The following is a 20282-nucleotide window of genomic DNA, read 5'->3' as shown; positions in this document are numbered from 1 at the left end:
ACTTCAATACAAGTCTACCTCACTTTTCATATATTCGCGCATTACACTGGCAAAGAAATGACCAATATGCCAGCAAGGACTGAATCACAATGAATGGGAACCAGAATCAACCGATCAGACGCTATATGCCCGGGTTGGACGGCCTAAGAGCGTTATCCGTGCTCGCTGTCATCGCCTATCACCTTGATTTGAAGTGGGCTCAGGGCGGACTTCTGGGCGTAGGGATCTTCTTCGTGTTATCCGGCTACCTGATCACGGACCAGATTCTCCTCGAGTGGAAAACGTACCGAAGGTTTTCCCTTATGGATTTCTGGCTTCGCCGAATACGAAGGCTGCTGCCGGCGATGATCTGCATGTTAGGTTTCGTGGCCGTATGGCTTATCGGCAGCGATCCGCCCTTATTTTAAGCATTGAAGGGGGAGTTCCTGTCCTCTTTATTTTACGTAAATAACTGGTACCTCATTTTTCATGAGGTTTCGTATTTTGAAAGCTTTGGCCCACCATCCCCCATCGGTCATCTGTGGTCGCTTTCGATTGAAGAACAGTTCTACTTGGTTTGGCCGATCGTTCTGGTGATCGGTATAAAGCTTGCGCCGCGGCGAGGCAAACTTATGCTGTGGCTTCTCGCCGGTGCTGCTGTTTCCGCACTGGCTATGGCCGTCATTTATGAGCCAGGCACGGATCCGAGCAGGGTTTATTACGGAACGGATACCCGGGCATTTGCCCTTCTTATTGGAGCGGCCCTGGCAGTCATCTGGCCCAGTTGGAAGCTGAACGGGGCGATCTCGACTTCAGCCCGGTCTTTGCTCGATGTTTCCGGCAGCCTTGGCCTTGTCATCTTGATGATCCTGATTTTCGGTACCAATAAGCTTGATGATTGGCTGTATCGCGGCGGGTTTCTTTTTATAGCTCTGCTCACCGCGGCAATCATCGCCGTACTGGTGCATCCGGCCAGCCGGTTGGGAAAAATCATGGGTTGCGAACCTCTAAAATGGATTGGGAAGCGCTCGTATAGTCTCTATATCTGGCATTATCCGGTCATGATTTTGACGAATTCCGCAGCAAATGACGAGGCCGGGGGCTTAGGTCGTGTTTTTCTGCAATTGGCGATCAGCTTGTTACTTTCGGCCCTTTCATACAAGTATGTCGAAGAGCCGATTCGCCGGGGCAAGAGTACTTCGGGAAAGGAAGAAACCAGGATGAAAAGAAGCAAAGTTGGGGCCGCATGGGGAATCGTATTAATAATTATCGTTATATGTGCTTGCGTGGGACTCCGCTCCCAGGTCTATACGGCGGACAAGCCTGAGAGGGCCGCCCCTGTCCAAACGACGGTTGACGCTTTGGGACGGGAAGCAATAGGGCTGCCATCCACTGTGCATGAGCCACCGGAGACGCGGAATTTGGCTCCGAAGAGCGAGCCGGCGCTTTCGGGAGAGCAGCAGCTCAATCATCGGGAGCCGCTGACCGGGGAGGGAGTCACTGTAATCGGAGACTCGGTGATCATCGGAGTCGAGCCCTACCTCAAGGAAGTGTTGCCGAAGATTGTCGTTGATGGTAAGGAGGGCAGGCAGATGTCCCAAGCCCTGGATGTGATCGATAAGTTGCAAGCGCAAGGGAAGCTGGGCGATCAAATTATACTTGAGCTCGGTACCAACGGCCCATTCAAGAAACAGCAACTGCGTTCCTTGTTGGAATCCCTGTCTGATAAAGAACAGGTTTTGCTGGTAACGACTCGGGTTCCGAAAGATTGGCAGGACGCGGTGAACGCAAATATCCAGAGTGTAGCCGATGAATTCAGCAATGTCGATGTCGTCGATTGGTACGCGGCCAGTAAAGATAAAGCAGATTACTTCTATCAGGACGGGGTTCATCTGAAGCCGGATGGAAGCAGGTATTTCGCTTCGCTTCTGGTCGAAGCCCTGCAGAAACTGTGAGCCGCAGTTTCCCCTCTGCAGCATGCATCAAAAGGATGAAAGGATGATAGGGATGACCTACAGAAGAAAAACGATACTCTGTTTGGCGGGCTTTATTCTAATAGCTGTAATAGGTTTTGGAGTACATTATGTTTCATCCATGTATAAAGGCTTGGAAAGCCTGAATAAATCGACGGAAAATTCTCCGTTTAAAGGGGTGAGCGCGGAGGAAGCCTTGGCGGTCGAGCCGCCCAAATGGGAGGGAACCGAGCCTGTAAATATATTGTTGATGGGAGTGGATGCGCGCGGAACCAAGAAAGGTGAAATCGCCAGATCCGACAGTATGGTCGTGGTTTCGCTGCATCCCATTCATAAACGCATCCATGTGCTTTCCGTACTGCGCGATACTTACACGGACATTCCCGGACACGGCAAAAACCGCATTAATACTGCGGTCACCCATGGACCCAAAACGGCGATGAACGCCGTTAGCGATTTACTGGGGATTCCGATTCAGTATTACGTATATACCGATTTCGAGGGCTTTATTAAGCTGGTGGATGCGATCGGCGGAGTCGATTTCTATGTGGAAAAGGACATGCATTATGAAAGCAAGGCCGATCGGCATGAATACGATATCCATCTGGACAAGGGCGAGCAGCATCTGGATGGGAAAACCGCACTGCAATACGTTCGTTTTCGTCATGATGCCATGTCCGATTTTACGCGCACCCAAAGGCAGCGCGACTTCCTTAAAGCGGTGGCCGAGAAAATGAAATCCACGACTTCGCTCATGAAGCTGCCTTCGATCCTCCAGGAGGTGAGTCCCTATATCGATACCAACTTATCGGTAAACGATATGTTAAAGCTGCTTACGGCAGGGTATGAGAGCACCGTCGAGAGGAGTGAGCAGATTCCTCCGATGGAGCTGCTGAAGGAGACTTATGTCGGCAAAGCCGCAGTATTGACCGTTTCAAGCGAAACGGCTTTACGGGAATATGTGAAAGAAATTATTGAAGGAGATCCAATTCAAAGTGAATCTCTGAACGGAAACCCTCCCGCCATGTGACAATTCCGCAGCCGGCTCATCGGCGTTGTTTGTCGGAACGATTGACAGGAAGGAGAAGGGGGGACATAGTGTTTAATTTGTAATCGTGTTAATCAAATAAGCCTGCCTCCTCGCGGGAAGGAAGGCAGGCTAGAATCAAGCGGAAGGTGCCTGGAACGTGGATGGGAAAGGTCCGTCCGTCGCTGATATAGCCATGTACAGACCTCATTTAAATGTCGAGGATTACGAGGCGCACCAGGTCGTTACCATCGAAATGATCGAACGGGCGATGCAGGACCCGGACGTCAAAAAATACCCGAAACGCAGGGGGATCGATTTTTATCACCGCTATAAGGAGGATTTGGCGCTGTTTGCCGAAATGGGCTTCAAGGCGCTGCGTGTTTCGATCGCCTGGAGCCGGATTTTTCCGACCGGGGAAGAGAACGAGCCCAATGAATCGGGGCTGAAGTTCTATGACGGCTTGTTCACGGAAATGAGACGGCTCGGCATCGAACCGATCGTCACGCTGTCCCACTATGAAATGCCGCTTGCATTGAGCGTCAAATACAACGGGTGGGCGGAAAGAAAGGTCATTGATGATTTCGTCAAATTCAGCAATGTCTGCTTCTCGCGGTATAAGGACCTGGTGAAATATTGGCTGACCTTCAACGAAATCGACAGCATCATCCGCCATCCTTTCACGACCGCGGGCATTGTCCCGGAGCGTTGTCCGGAGGGCAAGGTGGAGGAGACCATTTATCAGGCGCTGCATCACCAGTTTGTCGCCTCGGCGCTGGTGACGGCGGATTGCCACCGCATCATTCCGGGCAGCCAGGTAGGCTGCATGCTGACGATGCTGACGACCTATCCGAATACCTGCCACCCCAAAGATGTGGAAATTACGCTGATGAGGAATCTGCACACTTATTTTTACGCGGATGTGCAGGTATTTGGAGAATACCCGCCTCTGATCGAAACCATGCTTGAGCAGAAAAATATTCATCTGCAAATGGAACCGGGAGATAGGGAGATTTTACGAAAGCATACGGTCGATTTTGTCTCCTTCAGCTACTATATGTCATTAACGGAGTCCGCGAAAGAAGGGCTGGAGCGAACGTCCGGCAATACGATCACAGGGGTGAAAAATCCTTATTTACCCGTAACGGATTGGGGCTGGCAGATCGACCCGGTGGGCCTGAAAATTTCCCTAATCGAGCTATACGACCGCTACAGAAAACCGCTGCTCATTGTGGAAAACGGAATGGGCGCCGTGGACCGGGTGGAAAGCGACGGCTCCATCCATGATGACTACCGGATCAATTATTTCAGGGAACACTTTAAACAAATGAAAGAAGCGGTGGAAGCGGGCGTCGACCTGTTTGGCTACACAAGCTGGGGACCGATTGATATCATCAGCGCTTCCACGTCCCAGATGTCCAAAAGATACGGCTTTATTTACGTCGATCAGGACGACGAAGGGAACGGCACGTTGCAGCGCAGCCGCAAGGATTCTTTTTACTGGTATAAAAAAGTGATTGAAACCAATGGCGAAAATTTGGATTAGTTCCCCATCTTTTGATTAGGGAGGTAACCCGTGTGATCAAAATCAAAAAAGTGTTGAATTCCAGCGTAGTTTTGGTGGAGGATGAGCAGAGCAAAGAGTACATTCTGTTTGGCAAAGGCATCGGCTACGGCCAGAAAGCGGGCAATACCGTCGAGGAGCACCAAGCCGATCAAATCTTCGTACCCGTCGAAAATGTCAAAGTCAAAGAGTATCTTGGCGTATTGGACGCTATTCCTCCGGTATACGTGGAACTGACCGGGCAAATCGTGGCTTACGCGGAAAAGAAGCTGCAAACCAAGCTCAACACGGGGATCTATTTTACCCTTATGGACCATTTGCATTTTGCCGTGGAACGGTATCACAAAAATATCGCGATTGCCAACAAAGTGTTTTGGGAGATTAAAAATTACTATGCCGAGGAATTTGAAATCGGACTCTTCTCCTTGGAGCTGATCAAAGAAAAGCTGCACATCGACATGCCCAAAGAGGAAGCGGCCAACATCGCTTTTCATTTGATCAATGCCCAAAGCGGGGAGAAGGAATCCAGGGACAGCATGAAGATGGCTAAAATGATCGGCAGCATCGTCAACCTGGTGAGATACTCAATGAATATTGATATGGAAGCGGAGAACGTTCATTATACCCGTTTTGTAACCCATGTGAAGTTTTTTGTGGAGCGGTTTTACACGGATAAGATGCTGGAAAATACGGACAATATCCTGTTTGAGCAAATTGCCAGCCTGTATCCGCAGGCGATGGACGGGGCGTTCAAAATCAAGGAGTATATTCACCAGGTATACGGAAAAACCATTCCAAACGAGGAGCTCACCTATCTGGCCGTGCATATTCACAGGCTGATCTCCCATAACCAGTTGGCTTAGATTAGACGGAGGTTCTTCCATATTGAAATTGAACCGCATTATGATTTCGTTCATTGGATGTTTTATTATGGGTTTAGGCGTAAATGCAGGATATGTTCCCGTTCACTTGTTCAGTACAGGATTTCCGGGAATCGGGATTCTCACTCTCTATACTCTAAATTGGAGTCCGGGGATCATCGTGTTTGCTCTTAACGTTCCCTTGCTATTGCTGGCTTGGAAACGGATTGGCCGTTCCTTCGTGATCCAGACCGTGATTGTTGCAGGGGCTCTGTCCGTCTTCCTCGACCTTTTGTATCCCATCCGAAATTGGGTGCACCCTCCTCTATGGTTAGGCATTCTGATTGGCGGGGCATGCCTGGGATTCGGGTCGGGCATCGTTTTTAGCCAAGGGCTGACCAGCGGTGGGGTTGGACTGATAGGACGGTTAATTCAGCTTCATTTTCCTAATCTAAAGATGGGTACGATTCATATCGCATTTGATTTTGTGGTTCTTTTACTTGGAGCTATGATCATGGACATCAAAACGGCATTTTTCACATTCCTGGCATCCCTCATTATGGGACGAACGATGGATTTCACAAAATCAGTGCCCCATCTCATTGCAAGATTCCGTCGGGCATAACGGTATCCCGATAATATTATGATTTATACTAATCGCCCTTCAATTGGCCCGGCAGGCTAGTTGAAGGGCGATTTCTATGAGGTTGAGGCGGCTCCAGAATTACAGCTTATCAAAATTATTGATATTGATAATCATTATCACCTGTGTTAAGATGATTTTGTTTAGTGCTGAACAAAAAAGTAATGATCTATTGCTGCCACTGAATTTGGCCCGTAATTACTACAAGAGAGGGGAGATTGCGAAATTGGAGTTTCAACATGATTTTAAAGGTCATCTTTACGAGCAGTATATAAAAATGCTGCATCTGAACGAGTTGTATATGGAGCATGAAATTGACATGTTTCGGCAACAAGCCAGAGAGCACCAGATCGACATGCTTTCTAACAATATTACCAGTGTCCACGTGATCGATTGCATTGGTGATTATGAACCTATAAACCATACCGGAATTGTGAAGAAAATGGATTTGTCCAAAGCAAGCATTACTAATATTTGTTCAAAGCTGCTGGAAACGGACTTTATTAGGAAGAGTCAGTTGAACAACAACCGGAAGGAGATTTATTTTAGCTTAACGGATAAGGGAAGACGTGTTTATCATTTGCATAAAAAGCTGCATCAAGAAAAGGAAGAAGGTTTTTACCAATTTATTGAGTCCTATTCAGAGGCTGAGTTACAGACGATCGGAAAATTTATGAGTGATTTGTTGGCGCGTGCCGAAAAACTCTACGGAAGGGAAGTACGGGAGAATGACGACCTTAAAGATTGAGGAATTAAGAAGCAAGATTGAAGGCAAAGAAATTTTAAAAGGACTCACATTGGAGATTCATGGCGGAGAGATTCATGCGATTATGGGACCTAATGGAACGGGAAAAAGTACGTTGGCTTCGGCTTTAATGGGCCATCCCAAATATGAGGTTACGGACGGCAAGGTGACGTTGGACAATGAGGATCTTCTGGAGATGGAGGTAGATGAGCGGGCCCGGGCAGGCTTGTTCCTCGCGATGCAATACCCGAGTGAAATTGCCGGCGTGACGAATTCCGACTTTCTCAGAAGCGCCATCAATGCGCGGCGTGAAGAAGGCGATGAGATCTCCTTAATCCGTTTTGTCCGTGAAATGGAGAGCAAAATGAAGGGGCTGGAGATGAACCCGGAATTCGCGCATCGTTATTTGAATGAGGGATTCTCCGGCGGTGAAAAAAAGCGGAATGAGATTTTGCAAATGATGCTGCTTGAGCCCAAGTTCGTGATTCTGGATGAAGTGGATTCCGGGCTGGATATTGATGCACTGCGTATTGTGGCTAATGGTGTAAACGAGATGCGCAGCCCGGATCGAGGTTTTTTGATCATCACTCATTATCAGCGCCTGTTGAATTATATTACCCCCGATTTTGTGCATGTCATGATGCAAGGCCGGATTGTCAAATCCGGCGGCCCGGAGCTTGCCCAACGTCTGGAAGCCGAAGGGTACGATTGGGTGAAAGAGGAGCTTGGGATTACGGATGAGACGGTAGGCGAGGAAGTTTAAAAGCGGGAGAGGAGGAAACGCAAGTGGGTATACAGACAGGAATTTCAATGAATGCGAATGCTTTACGCGCTTGGTCAAGTGCTATGGGTGAGCCTCATTGGCTGCTTGAACGCCGGATTCAGGCACTTGAGCTGGCAGGAACGCTGGAGCTGCCTAAAGTGGAGAAAACCAAACTTGAGAAATGGGATATCTACGACACAGGAGATTACAAAGCGGAGCATCCGTGGTCAAGTTTGGAAGAGGCGCCGGAGGTTGTTCGAGGCTTGGTTGCTTCTCCAGTGATAGGCGGACTGATCGTTCAGTACAATTCGGATGTAGTGTATACGGAATTGTCCGAGAGCTTAGCCGCCCAGGGAGTCATTTTAACGGACCTGCATACAGCGGCAAAAGAGCATGAGGAGTTGGTTCAACGTTATCTCTATCAGGCAGTGAAGCCGGAAGAGCATCGTTTATCTGCTGCACACAGCGCCTTATGGAGTGGCGGCGTGTTTCTATATGTCCCGGACGGTGTCGAGGTTGAAGCGCCGATTCAAGCGATCTTTCTTAACGATACAAGCGGGGTGCGATTCGCCCCTCACGTCTTAATTGTGGCCGGGAGCAACAGCAAGATCATTTATGTGGATCATTGTGTATCGAGCGGGGATGATGTCAAGGCATTGCATAACGGTGTGGTTGAGGTCTTTGCGGGAGCGGGCTCGAAGGTGCAGGTCGCTTCGGTTCATCAGCTTGCTGCAGCAACAACGGATTTCACCGAGCGGCAGGCGGTCGTTCTTGCCGAGGGGGCCGTGGAATGGATTATCGGGGAGATGAATAAGGGTTATACCGCCAGCGATACCAAGACTTTGCTTCAAGGCAATGGGTCGGTATCCGACACGAAGGTGATTGCGATTGGCACGGGCATTCAAAAATCGAGCTACACCACGCAAGCCCGGCATTTTGGCAGAAGCTCGGTAAGCCAGATGATTACGCGTGCAGTCATGCTTGATGAAGCTACCGCCATCATCAACGGAATTACAAAGATTGAAAAAGGCGCAACTCATTGCGATGGTCAGCAAACAGAACGCGTGCTTATGTTAAGCCCTAAAGCCCGCGGCGATGCCAATCCGATCCTGCTGATCGATGAGGATGATGTAACCGCCGGTCATGCTGCATCCGTGGGGCAGGTCAATGCGGAACAAATCTATTATCTGATGTCGCGCGGGATATCACGGAGTGAAGCCGAATATCTTGTTATTTTCGGATTCCTCGCTCCTGTCATTTCGGAAATCCCGCTAGAGGGGGTTCGCGACCGCCTGCAAGATTTGGTGGATAGCAAGCTCGGCAGATCCTAGCAAATCAAATGAGTCTGAAAGGTTAAAAAAGGAGTGTTACTAATGGCTAAACAAGCGCCGGATATGGGCGAGTATAAATACGGGTTTCGCGACGGGCACCAGTCTATTTTTCAATCCGGAAAAGGTCTGACTGAAGAGATTGTCCGGGAAATATCCCGAATCAAGGAAGAACCGGAATGGATGCTCGATTTTCGGCTGAAAGCTCTGAAACAATTCTACAAAATGCCGATGCCTGGGTGGGGAGCGGATTTGGCCGGGCTTAATCTGGATGACATCCAATATTACGTTCGCCCTTCGGAAAAACAGGGAAAGACCTGGGAGGAGGTTCCTTCCGAGATTAAAGCCACCTTTGATAAGCTGGGAATCCCTGAAGCGGAGCAAAAGTTCCTGGCGGGCGTATCCGCTCAATACGAGTCGGAAGTCGTCTATCATAATATGCGGAAAGAACTGGAGGATCAAGGCGTTATTTTTCTTGATACGGACACTGCATTGAAGCAATACCCCGAAGTGTTTAAACAATATTTTGGGACGATCATCCCTCCTGCCGACAATAAATTTGCGGCGCTTAACAGTGCGGTTTGGTCGGGCGGCAGCTTTGTATACATTCCGCGGGGCGTTCAGTGTGAGGTTCCGATACAAGGGTATTTCCGTATCAATTCCGAAAATATGGGCCAATTCGAGCGGACATTAATTATTGCCGAAGAGGGCAGCTTTGTCCATTATGTTGAAGGATGTACAGCACCTATTTATAGTACCAGTTCTCTGCATAGCGGAGTTATTGAAATTATTTGCCGGAAAGATTCCCGTGTCCGTTACACGACCATTCAGAATTGGGCTCCTAATATCTACAACTTGGTAACCCAAAGGGCCGTCGCAGAAGAGAACGCCACAATGGAATGGGTGGACGGCAACATCGGCTCCAAGGCAACAATGAAGTATCCGGCTGTAATCTTGAAAGGACGGGGAGCCAAGGGGTCCATCCTTTCCATTGCCGTAGCTGGTAAAGATCAGCATCAGGATGCCGGCGCGAAGGTCATTCACCTTGCTCCCGAGACAACCTCTACGATCATATCCAAATCCATCAGCAAGCAGGGAGGCAAAGTCAGCTACCGGGGGTTGTCCAGCTTCAGCCGCGATTCCGCAGGGTCCAAGTCCAATATTAAGTGCGATACGTTGATTTTGGACAATCTCTCAACATCGGATACGATTCCGTACAATGAAATTAAGAACGATCAGATTACTTTGGAGCACGAGGCAACCGTATCCAAAGTGTCCGAGGAGCAATTATTTTACTTAATGAGCCGCGGGCTTACGGAGCAAGAGGCCACACAAATGATTGTAATGGGCTTTATTGAGCCGTTTACCAAAGAATTGCCGATGGAATATGCTGTTGAAATGAATCGGCTGATTCAATTTGAAATGGAGGGAAGCATCGGTTGATTTATTCCTTTCATCCATCAAGCGTTTCACTTAATAGGAGGCATAGGGTGTGTTTTAATGAAGAAAAATAACTCAGACAGCTCAGAATTAGAGCAAATTACTCGAGAGAAGAAGAAAGTTCAGTTCTATCTTAGTATGCTCTTAGGAATGGCTACAAGTTGTGGTGTGATGATACCTACAGATCCAATTTATACGATTTTAATGGAACTTTCAGAGCAAGAGGCCTCTCTGACAAAAAAGGCAAAGGATCAATCAGAGCATCCAGAATGAAAAAGGCAAGAATTGACTGTTGGGAAAACAATGAGAGGAGTTTGCATGATGGAGGATAACGGGATTTTGTTCGACGAAGTATCGGAAGTGCTTTTCAAGCTACGTCCTTTCTTATTGCGTGACGGTGGGGATGCTGAATTGGTCGAGGTTGAGAACGGTATCGCCAAATTAAGGTTTTTGGGAGCTTGCAACGGTTGCCCAAGTGCGACGATTACGTTAAAAGCCGCTATCGAACGCGCAATTCTTGAGGAAATCGATGATATTAAAGAAGTGGTACAAGTATTTTAAATTTCTTTTAACGATAAGAAGGTATCGACGGAAGGGAACTCTTCACGGGTTCCTTTTTCAATAATCATCACGTTCTTCATCATGGGGATGACATTCAGGAGGAGAAATGCCGAATCAAATCAACGAAACCGATTTGTAGGTATTCCCCAAAAGAATAATTAATTGATTACAGGGGCAGATGCTTATGCAGATGCCCTGAGCTTTTTCAGCTATGACGCCCCAGCCCCGGTCTTAATATACTCCGCGAAATTTTTCTGTAAGTACATAGAATTAATATCCTCTCTCAAATGATGATGGATAAGCTCGTCCAGTTTATCGATTTCCTTATTCATCATAAATTCGAGAAGGGTGCTATGCTCCTGATGGAGCTCCACCAGCTTTTCCTTTCTCAACATATGCAGCCTGCGGTATCTGGCGTAATGGACATTGGACTGCTGAATCAGATTCCACAGGAACTCCCGCCCGGCCAGCCGAAACAGGGATTGGTGAAAAGCGTCGTCCAGATTCATAAATCGTTCGCCGCCTTCGTCTTCATGGATAACGGCCAGCTGCTTGTCCAAAATCTCCTTGAGCTCATGAACGCCTGTGAGCAGAAGGTGGGAGGATAAATATTTGATAATTTCTTTCTCCAGTACGCTGCGCAAATAAATGATTTGTTCCACCGATTCCAAATCAATAAAGGAAACAAGATTGCCTTTCTTCGGATAGATATCGATATAGGACTCCAAACTGAGCTGCTTCAGCACATCGCGAAGCGGGGTTCTTGAGATTTGGAAACGTTCGGATAGGGCGGTTTCGCTTAGAATGGTGCCGGGCTTTAGTTGTAGAGTCAGGATTTCGCTCTTCAGTGATCGCATGATCTCATCTTTAATTGACATGTGGACTCCTGCTTTGATTTCGTATTATCTGGTATACATCATGTTAACATAAATCGAATTCAAGCTAGGTGATAAATTTAACAGACGCTTCTCAAACTTGTATCTTATGATCAGTTCAATCTTGTATACAAGAAGGAGGAGATCATGAAATGAATATGACATGGCGATGGTATGGAGAAGGGAATGACAACATTACCCTTGACCATATCCGGCAAATTCCCGGAGTTATGGGAATCGTTTGGTCCTTGCACGACAAAGTGGCCGGAGAAGTATGGGAAATGGAACGGATTCAGGAAGTGGCCGACCAAATTACAAGCAAAGGCTTCAGTACGGCGGTTGTGGAAAGCGTTAACGTTCATGATGATATTAAAATCGGCTTGCCGACGCGCGACAAATATATCGATATCTATATCGATACCATTCGTAAACTGTCCAAAGTCGGCGTTAAAGTGATCTGCTATAATTTCATGCCGGTCTTTGACTGGACGCGTACAGAGCTGTACAAAGAGCTTCCCGACGGTTCGAACGCGCTCTTTTATGAAAAGGCTGCCATTACGAATCATCCTCGAGAGATGGTGGACCGGATTCTGAAAGGCGCCGGAGATTTCACGATGCCGGGATGGGAGCCGGAACGGCTGGCGAAGCTGGATGAGCTGTTCGCCGCCTATGCGGATGTAACGGAAGAGAAGCTGTTTGAGAATCTGAAGTATTTTCTGGAGCGGATTATTCCGGTATGTGAAGAAGTGGATATCAAGATGGCGATCCACCCCGACGATCCGGCTTGGCCGATTTTTGGTCTGCCGCGCATCATTCGCAGCCGCGACACGATCCGCCGCATGCTGGACGCCGTGGACAGTCCGTATAACGGCCTGACCTTCTGCACGGGGTCGCTGGGAACGAACCCCGAGAACGATCTCCCGGCGATGATCCGCGAGTTTCATGACCGGATTCATTTTGCCCATATCCGTAATGTGAAAGTGTTTGATAACGGGGACTTTATCGAGGTGTCCCACCGGGGGCGTGACGGCAGCGTAGATATCGCGGAAGTCGTTAAGGCCTATCACGAAAATGGATTCACCGGTTATGTGCGTCCCGATCATGGGCGACATTTGTGGGGAGAAGAGAAGAACTGCCGTCCGGGCTATGGCCTGTATGACCGGGCGCTGGGCGTCATGTATTTGCTGGGCGTTTGGGACAGCCTGGAAAATGCGAAGGAGACAAAATAATGCTCCGCTTATCCTTTAACCGTATTTCCGATGCCTCGGCATGGGCGGCTGCAGGCGTGGAGCTGCCTCAGTTTGATATCGCGCAAGTGGCGAAGAACACAGGTTCAAAGCCGGAATGGGTTCACTTCGGCGCAGGCAACATCTTCCGGGGTTTTGTGGCGAATGCCCACCAAAAACTGCTGGACAGCGGCAAAGCGGATACGGGGATTATCGCTGCGGAGTCGTTTGATTTTGAAATGATCGACAAGGTCTACAAGCCTTATGACAATTTGACGCTGCTGGTACTGATGAATGCCCGCGGAGAGTTTCAGAAGAAGGTGGTCGCCAGCATTGTTGAGGCCGTTACGGCGGACAAAAACCGGGAAGCGGATTACGGCCGCCTAATCGAGATCTTTGAGCATCCGAGTCTGCAAATGGCCAGCTTCACCATTACGGAAAAAGGCTATTCCCTGACCGGCCCGGACGGTCATTTCCTGGGCATCGTGGAGAAGGACATGGAAGCTGGTCCCGTGCAGCCGATTCACGTGATGAGCATTGTCGCCTCGCTGGCTTACCGCCGTTATTTGAAAGGCCGATATCCGATGACTTTCGTCAGCATGGATAACTGCTCGCATAACGGTGACAAGCTGAAGCATGCCGTCTTGACGATTGCCAGGGAGTGGGCGAAGAGAGGGTTGGTCGAAGCGGGCTTCATCGACTATCTTGAAGATGAACGCAATATTTCGTTCCCGTTGTCCATGATCGACAAAATTACGCCGCGTCCGTCGGAAACGGTGCAGGCCGCGCTATTGGAGCAGGGCATCGGCGAAATGGATGTGATCATTACCTCCAAGAACACCTATACCGCGCCTTTCGTGAATGCGGAAATCAGCGAATATCTGGTGATCGAGGACAAGTTCACCAACGGCCGACCGCGGCTGGAAGAAGCGGGGATTATATTTACGGATAGAGACACCGTAAACAAAGTGGAGACGATGAAGGTTACGACCTGCTTGAATCCGCTCCACACCGCCCTCGCCGTATCCGGCTGTCTGCTTGGGTTTACATTGATTGCGGATGAGATGAAAGACGATACGCTGCGCAGATTCGTGGAGACGATCGGTTACACCGAAGGGCTGCCGGTCGTGGTTGACCCCGGCATTTTGAATCCCAAGCAGTTCCTGGACGAAGTGCTGCAGGAGCGTTTCTCCAATCCGTTTATTCCCGATACGCCGCAGCGGATCGCAACCGATACCTCGCAGAAAGTGGGAATCCGCTTCGGTGAGACGATCAAATCGTACATCCGCCGGGAGGACCTTGACCCAGCCGAGTTAACGGCCATCCCGCTGGCGATTGCCGTCTGGTGCCGCTACTTGCTGGGAGTGGATGATGAAGGCAAGCCGTTCGCATTAAGTCCGGACCCGCTGCTGGAAGCGTTGCAAGGGCATTTGGCAGGGGTGAAGCTTGGCGATATAACCTCGGGAGTTCGCGCTATTCTTGAGGACGAGAACATTTTCGGCGTTCCTTTGTACGCGATCGGACTTGGGGAGAAGATCGAGCGCATGTTTTATGAAATGCTGGAAGGTCCGGGGGCCGTGCGGAAAACGCTGGAGAAATACTTGAAATAGCGGTAAAGAGAGTTAACTGTGACCCGTAAGATGGACACTTTGAAAAGTCACCCTTATAGAGAGCCCTGCTGATCGTGCTTCCCCGAATCGCCGACTGGCCTGTGGCAGTGAGTTGCAAAACGGGAGGATGCCGGCCGCGGGGCCGTGCCATCCTCCCGCTTTTTATTCCTCTTGAAACGCTTGGCGCAGTTCTGCCAGGTTGAACTTCTTCATCTTCAAAAACGCCTGGGTGACGCGGTTGCGCTGTTCCGGCGTACCTTTGGCCATCATCTCGTCCAGAGCGGCGGGAGAGATTTGCCAAGAGACGCCGAATCGGTCTTTGAGCCAGCCGCACTGTTCGGCTTCGGGCACTGCGGAAAGCTTGTCCCAGTAGTAGTCAATGTCCTCCTGCGTCTCGCAATTGACCAAGAGGGACACCGCCTCGTTGAAGCCGAATTGGTGTTCGTGCGCGCTGTCCATGGCCGCAAACCAAGTGTTCTCCAGCATAAAATCGGTGAACATCACCGTTCCTTCCTTGTCCGGCTCAAGGCCGGGACCATATCGGAGGAGAGAGCCCGGTTTGGCGTTGCGGAAGACCGATAGGTAGAACTCGCGGGCTTCTTCCGTCTTGCCGCAATTTTCGCCCACGAACATCAGAGAGGGGATGATCGTCGGCCGCGGCTCTCCGGCCGGGTTCGTCAGCATAAGCTGCCAAGAGACGCCGTACTTGTCCTGAATCCAGCCGTACCGTTCGCTGAACGGGTACTTATCGATCGGCATCAGCACGGTGCCGTTTTCGGACAGCTTGCTCCACACCTCATCGATCATTTCTTTTGCGTTCTCCTCCCGGGACGGGTCGAAATTGACGATAAACGAGATGGAAGGGTTGATCTTAAAATACGGCCCTGCGGAGATAGACATAAACGAGTGTCCCCAAACGGTAAACGAAACGAGATCGGGATCCCCCGAAGGCGTATCGCGCAACGTCACCGCGCTAGTGATCTGGGAATCCGGGAAGACGCTACAGTAGAACTCCGCGGCTTCTTTCGCCTCTTTGTCGAACCAGAGGTGCGGGATGATGGGATGGATCAGCGGACCGTTTTTGGCGTCACTCATATATTTTCCTCCAAACATATAGGGTAGGCTATCATTTCTATTTTACCCTGAAAATCGACTTTGTGACTCGAAAATATTTTTATTTTGAAATCATTCAATTTTAAATAAGAATATGTGGAAGAGATTACGGCTTCCGCCGCCACTTTCTCAACCATGGCGGAAGAACTGCAGAGTTTGGTCGCCAAGGCGATATTAAAAAATTTTACGAAACTTTAATCCTCCCTTTACGATCGATGTATTGTTTGAACCGGTCTTAAATCATATCATTCTTTAGGTCAATCATTACTTTGTCTAGGAGGGAATTTAGGAGTGAAGAGCAGGATTGCGCTTACAAGTCGGGTTCTAGCAGTAATTATACTTATCACCTCGTTGTTCTCAACGGGGTATGTTCCGGTTCAGCCGGCAGTGGCGCAGCCCGGTGACGTCAATGTATTTGCCGGAGCGGCTGCTGCGGCCACGGCTAACGGGGAGATTTCGCAGAGCTATTCAGCGGCCAATGCTATTGACGGGGAAGCTGCTGATAAGAAATGGTCCTACGAAGGGGATGCACAGTTACCTGAACGGAGCAACCCTTATTGGTTAGAGGTTGATGCGGGCAGCGAGGCAACGGTTCACAAGTTCGTGCTGTACCATGCCGGTGCTGCGGGGGAGCCAGAGCAGTATAATACCCGCGATTTTACGATTGAAGCCAGCTCTGATGAGCTTCATTGGAGCCATGTGGTCACGGTGACAGACAACACATACGGTGTGACAGAGCATGAACTGGATGCGCCGGTTACGGCCCGCTACTTTAAGTTGAATATTACAAACCCTGGTGAGATTAACGGGAATGGTCATTATCAGGCGAGTATTTATGAGTTCGAGGCTTACGGAACGTTCGGGAATACATCGGCAGATGCCATTCCGGTAACCGGTATTTCCCTGGATAAGTCAAGGCTGGAGCTTGAGGTTGGAGAATCGGAATCACTTCGGGCAACCATTGCACCAAGTAATGCGGACGAGCCGGGCTATTCCTGGTCCACGGCAGACCCTTCTGTCGCAGAGGTGAGTGTTGACGGCCTGGTTAAGGCAATATCACCAGGGACAACGGAACTTACGGTGATTACGGAAGATGGCGGGCACAGTGCATCTGCGGAAGTCGTGGTGACCATGCCGAAGACCGTAATGACTTTAGCAGCCGGGCAATTGATCGCACACAACAGTGAATGGACCTATCTAGATAATGGCTCGAATCAAGGAGCGGCCTGGACCGCTGTTAATTTTGACGACAGCCAATGGAAGTCGGCTCCGGGTTCCTTCGGATACGCCAGCAGCGGTAAGGAACAGCCGAACACGGCGGTTGATTATGGTTCGGACAGCAACAATAGATATATTACGACCTATTTCCGCAAGGAGCTTCAGATTGCCAATGCGGACGACATTAAGCAGCTCTCTGCCGTATTGATCCGTGACGACGGCGCAGTGGTCTATTTGAACGGTCAGGAGGTTTACCGTACGAATTTGCCGCAAGGAGCCATTACCTACACCACGCTTGCTCCGGATGCGGTAGGCGATGAGCGTGAGGAATTGTATTTCGATATTGACCCTTCCCTGCTGTTAGATGGAAAGAACGTCATTGCGGTGGAGGTTCATCAGCAGCGAGGAAGCAGTTCAGACTTGTATTTCTCCATGGAATTAAACAGTTCTGATATTCCCCCTCCTGTCATTGCGAAGAATCAAGGTTTACTGGGGCAATATTACACGAACACAGGCACGCCGTTTAATTTTGGCGAACACAAATCAACAATAATTGATCCGCAAATCCACTTCACGAATCTGGACCCGATTCTGCAGACCTGGGTCGGCCAACAGGACAATGCCAACATATCCTGGACCGGGCAGATTACAGTGCCGGAAACGAATGACTATACCTTTTACATGATCGGTGACAACGGATTCCGCTTATGGATTGACAATCGGCTCGTGATCGATCACTGGGAAAATGATTGGGACGTAGAACAAATCAGTCAGCCGGTGAATCTGCAAAGCGGAGTGAAATATAGCTTCAAAGTGGACTACTTCGAAGATTTCGGCGGTTCGAACTTATACTTGCGCTGGTCCACTCCAACGATGGTGAAGGAGATTGTCCCGGCAACCGCGTTTTATTTGCCTGAAGACTATACCGGCCCTATCGCCGGCAGCTTGGCGGCGAACGGTCAGACCGTATCCTTGCAGCTCATGGAGGAGCTGGATGTACTTCCTTCCGGCCTCAAGGATCATCTAACGGCAAAAGTCGGCGATCAGGAGCTGAAGGTTGAAGAGGCTGCGCTGGCAAATGACCCTTCCATGCTCCAGCTGAAGCTCGAGAGTACTGTCAAGCCTAAAGAAATCGTAACTATCGCATATGATGGACAAGCCGCACTGAAGTTCAATAGCGGCAAAAGCATAAGTGAATTTACCTTTAGTCCGGTCAACCAGTCGGAAGCTGTGGACTACTCGCCAAAGGATATTGTTATGTCCCTGTATGGTGACGCGAAGACGGCTCGTTCCTTTGCCTGGTATACCTCTTATGAGGCTCCGGATCATGCCCCGGGAAATATTCTGGACAGCATTGTCGAAGTCGTACCTGCAGATCAAAGCTTTAACTCGACAGCAGTACTCCGCTTTACCGGTGCGCCGGAAGATACGCTGGTCTTGAAGAACTTGAATCTGGGCAGCACAACAGGTACTTATATCAGCCATAAAGCAATAGCATCCGGCCTTGTCCCGGGAACGGCTTATAAATACCGGGTAGGCAGTGACGGAAATTGGAGCACGGACGGTCACTTTACGACCGAAGGCGAACACGAGACGGAGTTCGAATTTTTGTATATGACGGACTCCCAAGGCGCGAACACCGAGGATTACCGCGTCTGGGCCGAATCACTCCGAAACGCTCTGGACGATTATCCGGACGCGAGATTTCTGGTGATGCCCGGTGATTTGGTGGATGCCGGAGCGAACGAAAGCCAATGGAGCGATTATTTCGGACAACCGCAGGATATGTTGATGAATCTGCCGGTAATGGCAACGATCGGCAACCATGAAGGGCCGAACAACAACAATTTCTTCTATCATTTTAATTTGCCGGATGATTCGTATACAGATCCCAAGCCAAGAGGAACCGTATATTCCTTTGACTATGGTCCCGCGCATATTATGGTGCTGAACACAGGGGACATCCCTTGGGATGACGCACAGACCAATTCATTCAACAAGCAAATGGAGTGGCTTCGCAAAGAAGTGGCTCAAACAGATAAGAAGTGGAAGATCGTTGCTTTCCATAAAGCGATTTATTCGGTAGGCAATCATGCTAACGATACGGATATCAAGGAGCTGCGGCAGAAGCTATACCCTGTGCTGGATGAACTCGGGATCGATATGGTCCTTCAAGGACACGACCATGTCTTTATGAGATCCTATCAGATGTATAACAATCAGCCTGTAGCCAATGTGACTACCGATACGAATGGCCAAGTGATGAATCCGGACGGAACGCTATATATGATCAACAACTCGCCGGGCCGAAAATATTATGGAATTAACGCGAACGCGGACAAGTCTTTTGCCGCCGTCTACCAACAGCCGTACAAACCGATCTATTCGGGGGTTCAAATTACGGAGGATAGCCTGACGATCCATACGTATATTTCCGGAGAGGATGATCCGTTTGATAGCTATACGATTGTACAAAACAGCGCCAAACCCAATCCGGTAGAAGAGCTGTCGATTGATAAGACCGATACGGGAGGGGCGGTATTAGCCTGGACACAGCCTGCTGATCATTCTGCGGATGATCTCATTCGCGGCTTCCGGGTCTATGAGACGAGCGGGAGACTGGGACCGAATTGGAGCGTTTATGTACCTGTTGTAGCGGGACAAACAGACTACCAGGTTGAAATTGAAAAGCTGGACTTCTCTGTAACCTATGAATTTGCGGTCAGAGCTGTGGACAAGCGAGACAATTCAGAGGTCCGGACGGCAGTTCTGCAAGGCGGTGCGCCGTCTGCGCCAACCCATCCTGTGGTGGATGATGCTCGCAACACCTTCGGGTGGAAGCTGGTACCGGGTTATGCTGAACTTTCGGACTATGAATACAGCGTAGACGAAGGCATTACGTGGCGGACGGTGACGTCAAATCCGCAGCCGGTTGGTGATCATGACTATCCTGCCGGTACAGTTCTGGTACGCGTGAAAGGAAATGCTGCGGCTGGAACAGAAGCAGGCTTGCCGCTGGCTTCGGATCTTCCATTTACGGTGAACGGGTTCAGAGATACGTTTGCGCTGACCGGAACGGTGAAGAGGGAGGATCAGCTCCAGGTGGATGTGGAGATCGAGCAGCTGGAGAATTACACGGGTCCTGTCTATGTAGTGTTTGAGCTATTGAACGGGAACGAGCCGATCTTGATCAACGCCATACCGCTGAACAACGGCAAGCTGAATGTTTCCCAGTATTTTAACGTCAGCGGGAATAAGTACAGCGTGAAGGTGTTCGTGTTCGACGAATTTGATAACAGCCTTGAAGTACCATTCCAACTGGCAAGACCGGTTGTGCTTCAATAACGGACTGAAGGG

At 49.5% G+C, this 20282-nt stretch carries 14 protein-coding genes and 2 pseudogenes; 14 read left to right on the top strand and 2 right to left on the bottom strand.

Translation table 11 applies throughout. From position 1 onward, the window contains the following. The first annotated feature begins 89 nt into the window (after nucleotides 1–89). The 11 genes and pseudogenes from KI362_RS03740 (at nucleotide 90) to KI362_RS03690 (ending at nucleotide 10883) form a co-directional block, all read left to right on the top strand. Nucleotides 90–1934: pseudogene (locus KI362_RS03740) on the top strand (acyltransferase family protein). A gap of 52 nt (nucleotides 1935–1986) precedes the next feature. After that, entirely contained in the window at nucleotides 1987–2982 is a 996-nt protein-coding gene (locus KI362_RS03735; RefSeq protein WP_301624961.1) for an LCP family protein, read from the top strand. Between the two features lie 133 nt (nucleotides 2983–3115). Then, nucleotides 3116–4525, top strand: a pseudogene (locus KI362_RS03730) (glycoside hydrolase family 1 protein); the annotation flags it as partial. A 32-nt stretch (nucleotides 4526–4557) separates the two neighbouring features. Next, on the top strand, nucleotides 4558–5406 hold the full coding sequence (locus tag KI362_RS03725; RefSeq protein WP_301624959.1) for a PRD domain-containing protein: 849 nt from the start codon (nucleotides 4558–4560) through the stop codon (nucleotides 5404–5406). Nucleotides 5407–5428: 22 nt separating this feature from the next. Next, nucleotides 5429–6028, top strand: coding sequence for a YitT family protein (locus tag KI362_RS03720; RefSeq protein WP_301624957.1), 600 nt, complete (start codon nucleotides 5429–5431; stop codon nucleotides 6026–6028). A 124-nt stretch (nucleotides 6029–6152) separates the two neighbouring features. Beyond that, complete coding sequence (locus KI362_RS03715; protein ID WP_301624955.1) at nucleotides 6153–6794, top strand: MarR family transcriptional regulator; 642 nt, start codon at nucleotides 6153–6155, stop codon at nucleotides 6792–6794. Beyond that, the gene (gene sufC, locus KI362_RS03710) at nucleotides 6775–7554 is read left to right on the top strand and encodes a Fe-S cluster assembly ATPase SufC (RefSeq protein WP_301625243.1); all 780 of its coding nucleotides are present in this window, start codon (nucleotides 6775–6777) and stop codon (nucleotides 7552–7554) included. The genes KI362_RS03715 and sufC overlap by 20 nt, the downstream gene beginning before the upstream one ends. A 47-nt stretch (nucleotides 7555–7601) precedes the next feature. Next, complete coding sequence (gene sufD, locus KI362_RS03705; RefSeq protein ID WP_301625241.1) at nucleotides 7602–8885, top strand: Fe-S cluster assembly protein SufD; 1284 nt, start codon at nucleotides 7602–7604, stop codon at nucleotides 8883–8885. Between the two features lie 42 nt (nucleotides 8886–8927). Beyond that, the gene (gene sufB, locus KI362_RS03700) at nucleotides 8928–10325 is read left to right on the top strand and encodes a Fe-S cluster assembly protein SufB (protein WP_301624954.1); all 1398 of its coding nucleotides are present in this window, start codon (nucleotides 8928–8930) and stop codon (nucleotides 10323–10325) included. A 57-nt stretch (nucleotides 10326–10382) separates the two neighbouring features. Next, on the top strand, nucleotides 10383–10595 hold the full coding sequence (locus KI362_RS03695) for a hypothetical protein (protein WP_301624953.1): 213 nt from the start codon (nucleotides 10383–10385) through the stop codon (nucleotides 10593–10595). Nucleotides 10596–10643: 48 nt separating this feature from the next. Next, nucleotides 10644–10883 (top strand): NifU family protein, encoded by a 240-nt coding sequence (locus tag KI362_RS03690; protein ID WP_044477935.1) that lies wholly within the window; start codon nucleotides 10644–10646, stop codon nucleotides 10881–10883. A 209-nt stretch (nucleotides 10884–11092) separates the two neighbouring features. On the opposite strand, the gene KI362_RS03685 is transcribed toward KI362_RS03690, so the two are convergent. After that, nucleotides 11093–11761, bottom strand: coding sequence for a GntR family transcriptional regulator (locus KI362_RS03685; protein ID WP_044477936.1), 669 nt, complete (start codon nucleotides 11759–11761; stop codon nucleotides 11093–11095). 149 nt (nucleotides 11762–11910) lie between these two features. Between KI362_RS03685 and uxuA the strand changes: the two genes are divergently transcribed. Continuing rightward, nucleotides 11911–12987: a mannonate dehydratase gene (uxuA, locus tag KI362_RS03680; RefSeq protein ID WP_301624951.1), complete on the top strand. Its 1077-nt coding sequence runs from the start codon at nucleotides 11911–11913 to the stop codon at nucleotides 12985–12987. Continuing rightward, nucleotides 12987–14594: a mannitol dehydrogenase family protein gene (locus KI362_RS03675; RefSeq protein ID WP_301624949.1), complete on the top strand. Its 1608-nt coding sequence runs from the start codon at nucleotides 12987–12989 to the stop codon at nucleotides 14592–14594. The genes uxuA and KI362_RS03675 overlap by 1 nt, the downstream gene beginning before the upstream one ends. Before the next feature lie 162 nt (nucleotides 14595–14756). Here KI362_RS03675 and KI362_RS03670 read toward each other — a convergent pair whose 3' ends face one another. Beyond that, the gene (locus KI362_RS03670; protein ID WP_301624948.1) at nucleotides 14757–15689 is read right to left on the bottom strand and encodes a VOC family protein; all 933 of its coding nucleotides are present in this window, start codon (nucleotides 15687–15689) and stop codon (nucleotides 14757–14759) included. A gap of 309 nt (nucleotides 15690–15998) precedes the next feature. Between KI362_RS03670 and KI362_RS03665 the strand changes: the two genes are divergently transcribed. Beyond that, complete coding sequence (locus KI362_RS03665) at nucleotides 15999–20270, top strand: PA14 domain-containing protein (protein WP_301624947.1); 4272 nt, start codon at nucleotides 15999–16001, stop codon at nucleotides 20268–20270. Nucleotides 20271–20282 lie beyond the last annotated feature (12 nt).

This window comes from Paenibacillus apis (assembly GCF_018333295.1).
GTDB lineage: Bacteria > Bacillota > Bacilli > Paenibacillales > Paenibacillaceae > Fontibacillus > Fontibacillus antibioticophila.
Note: the sequence above shows the minus strand (reverse complement) of the source record. Positions and strands in the feature narration are given on the sequence as shown.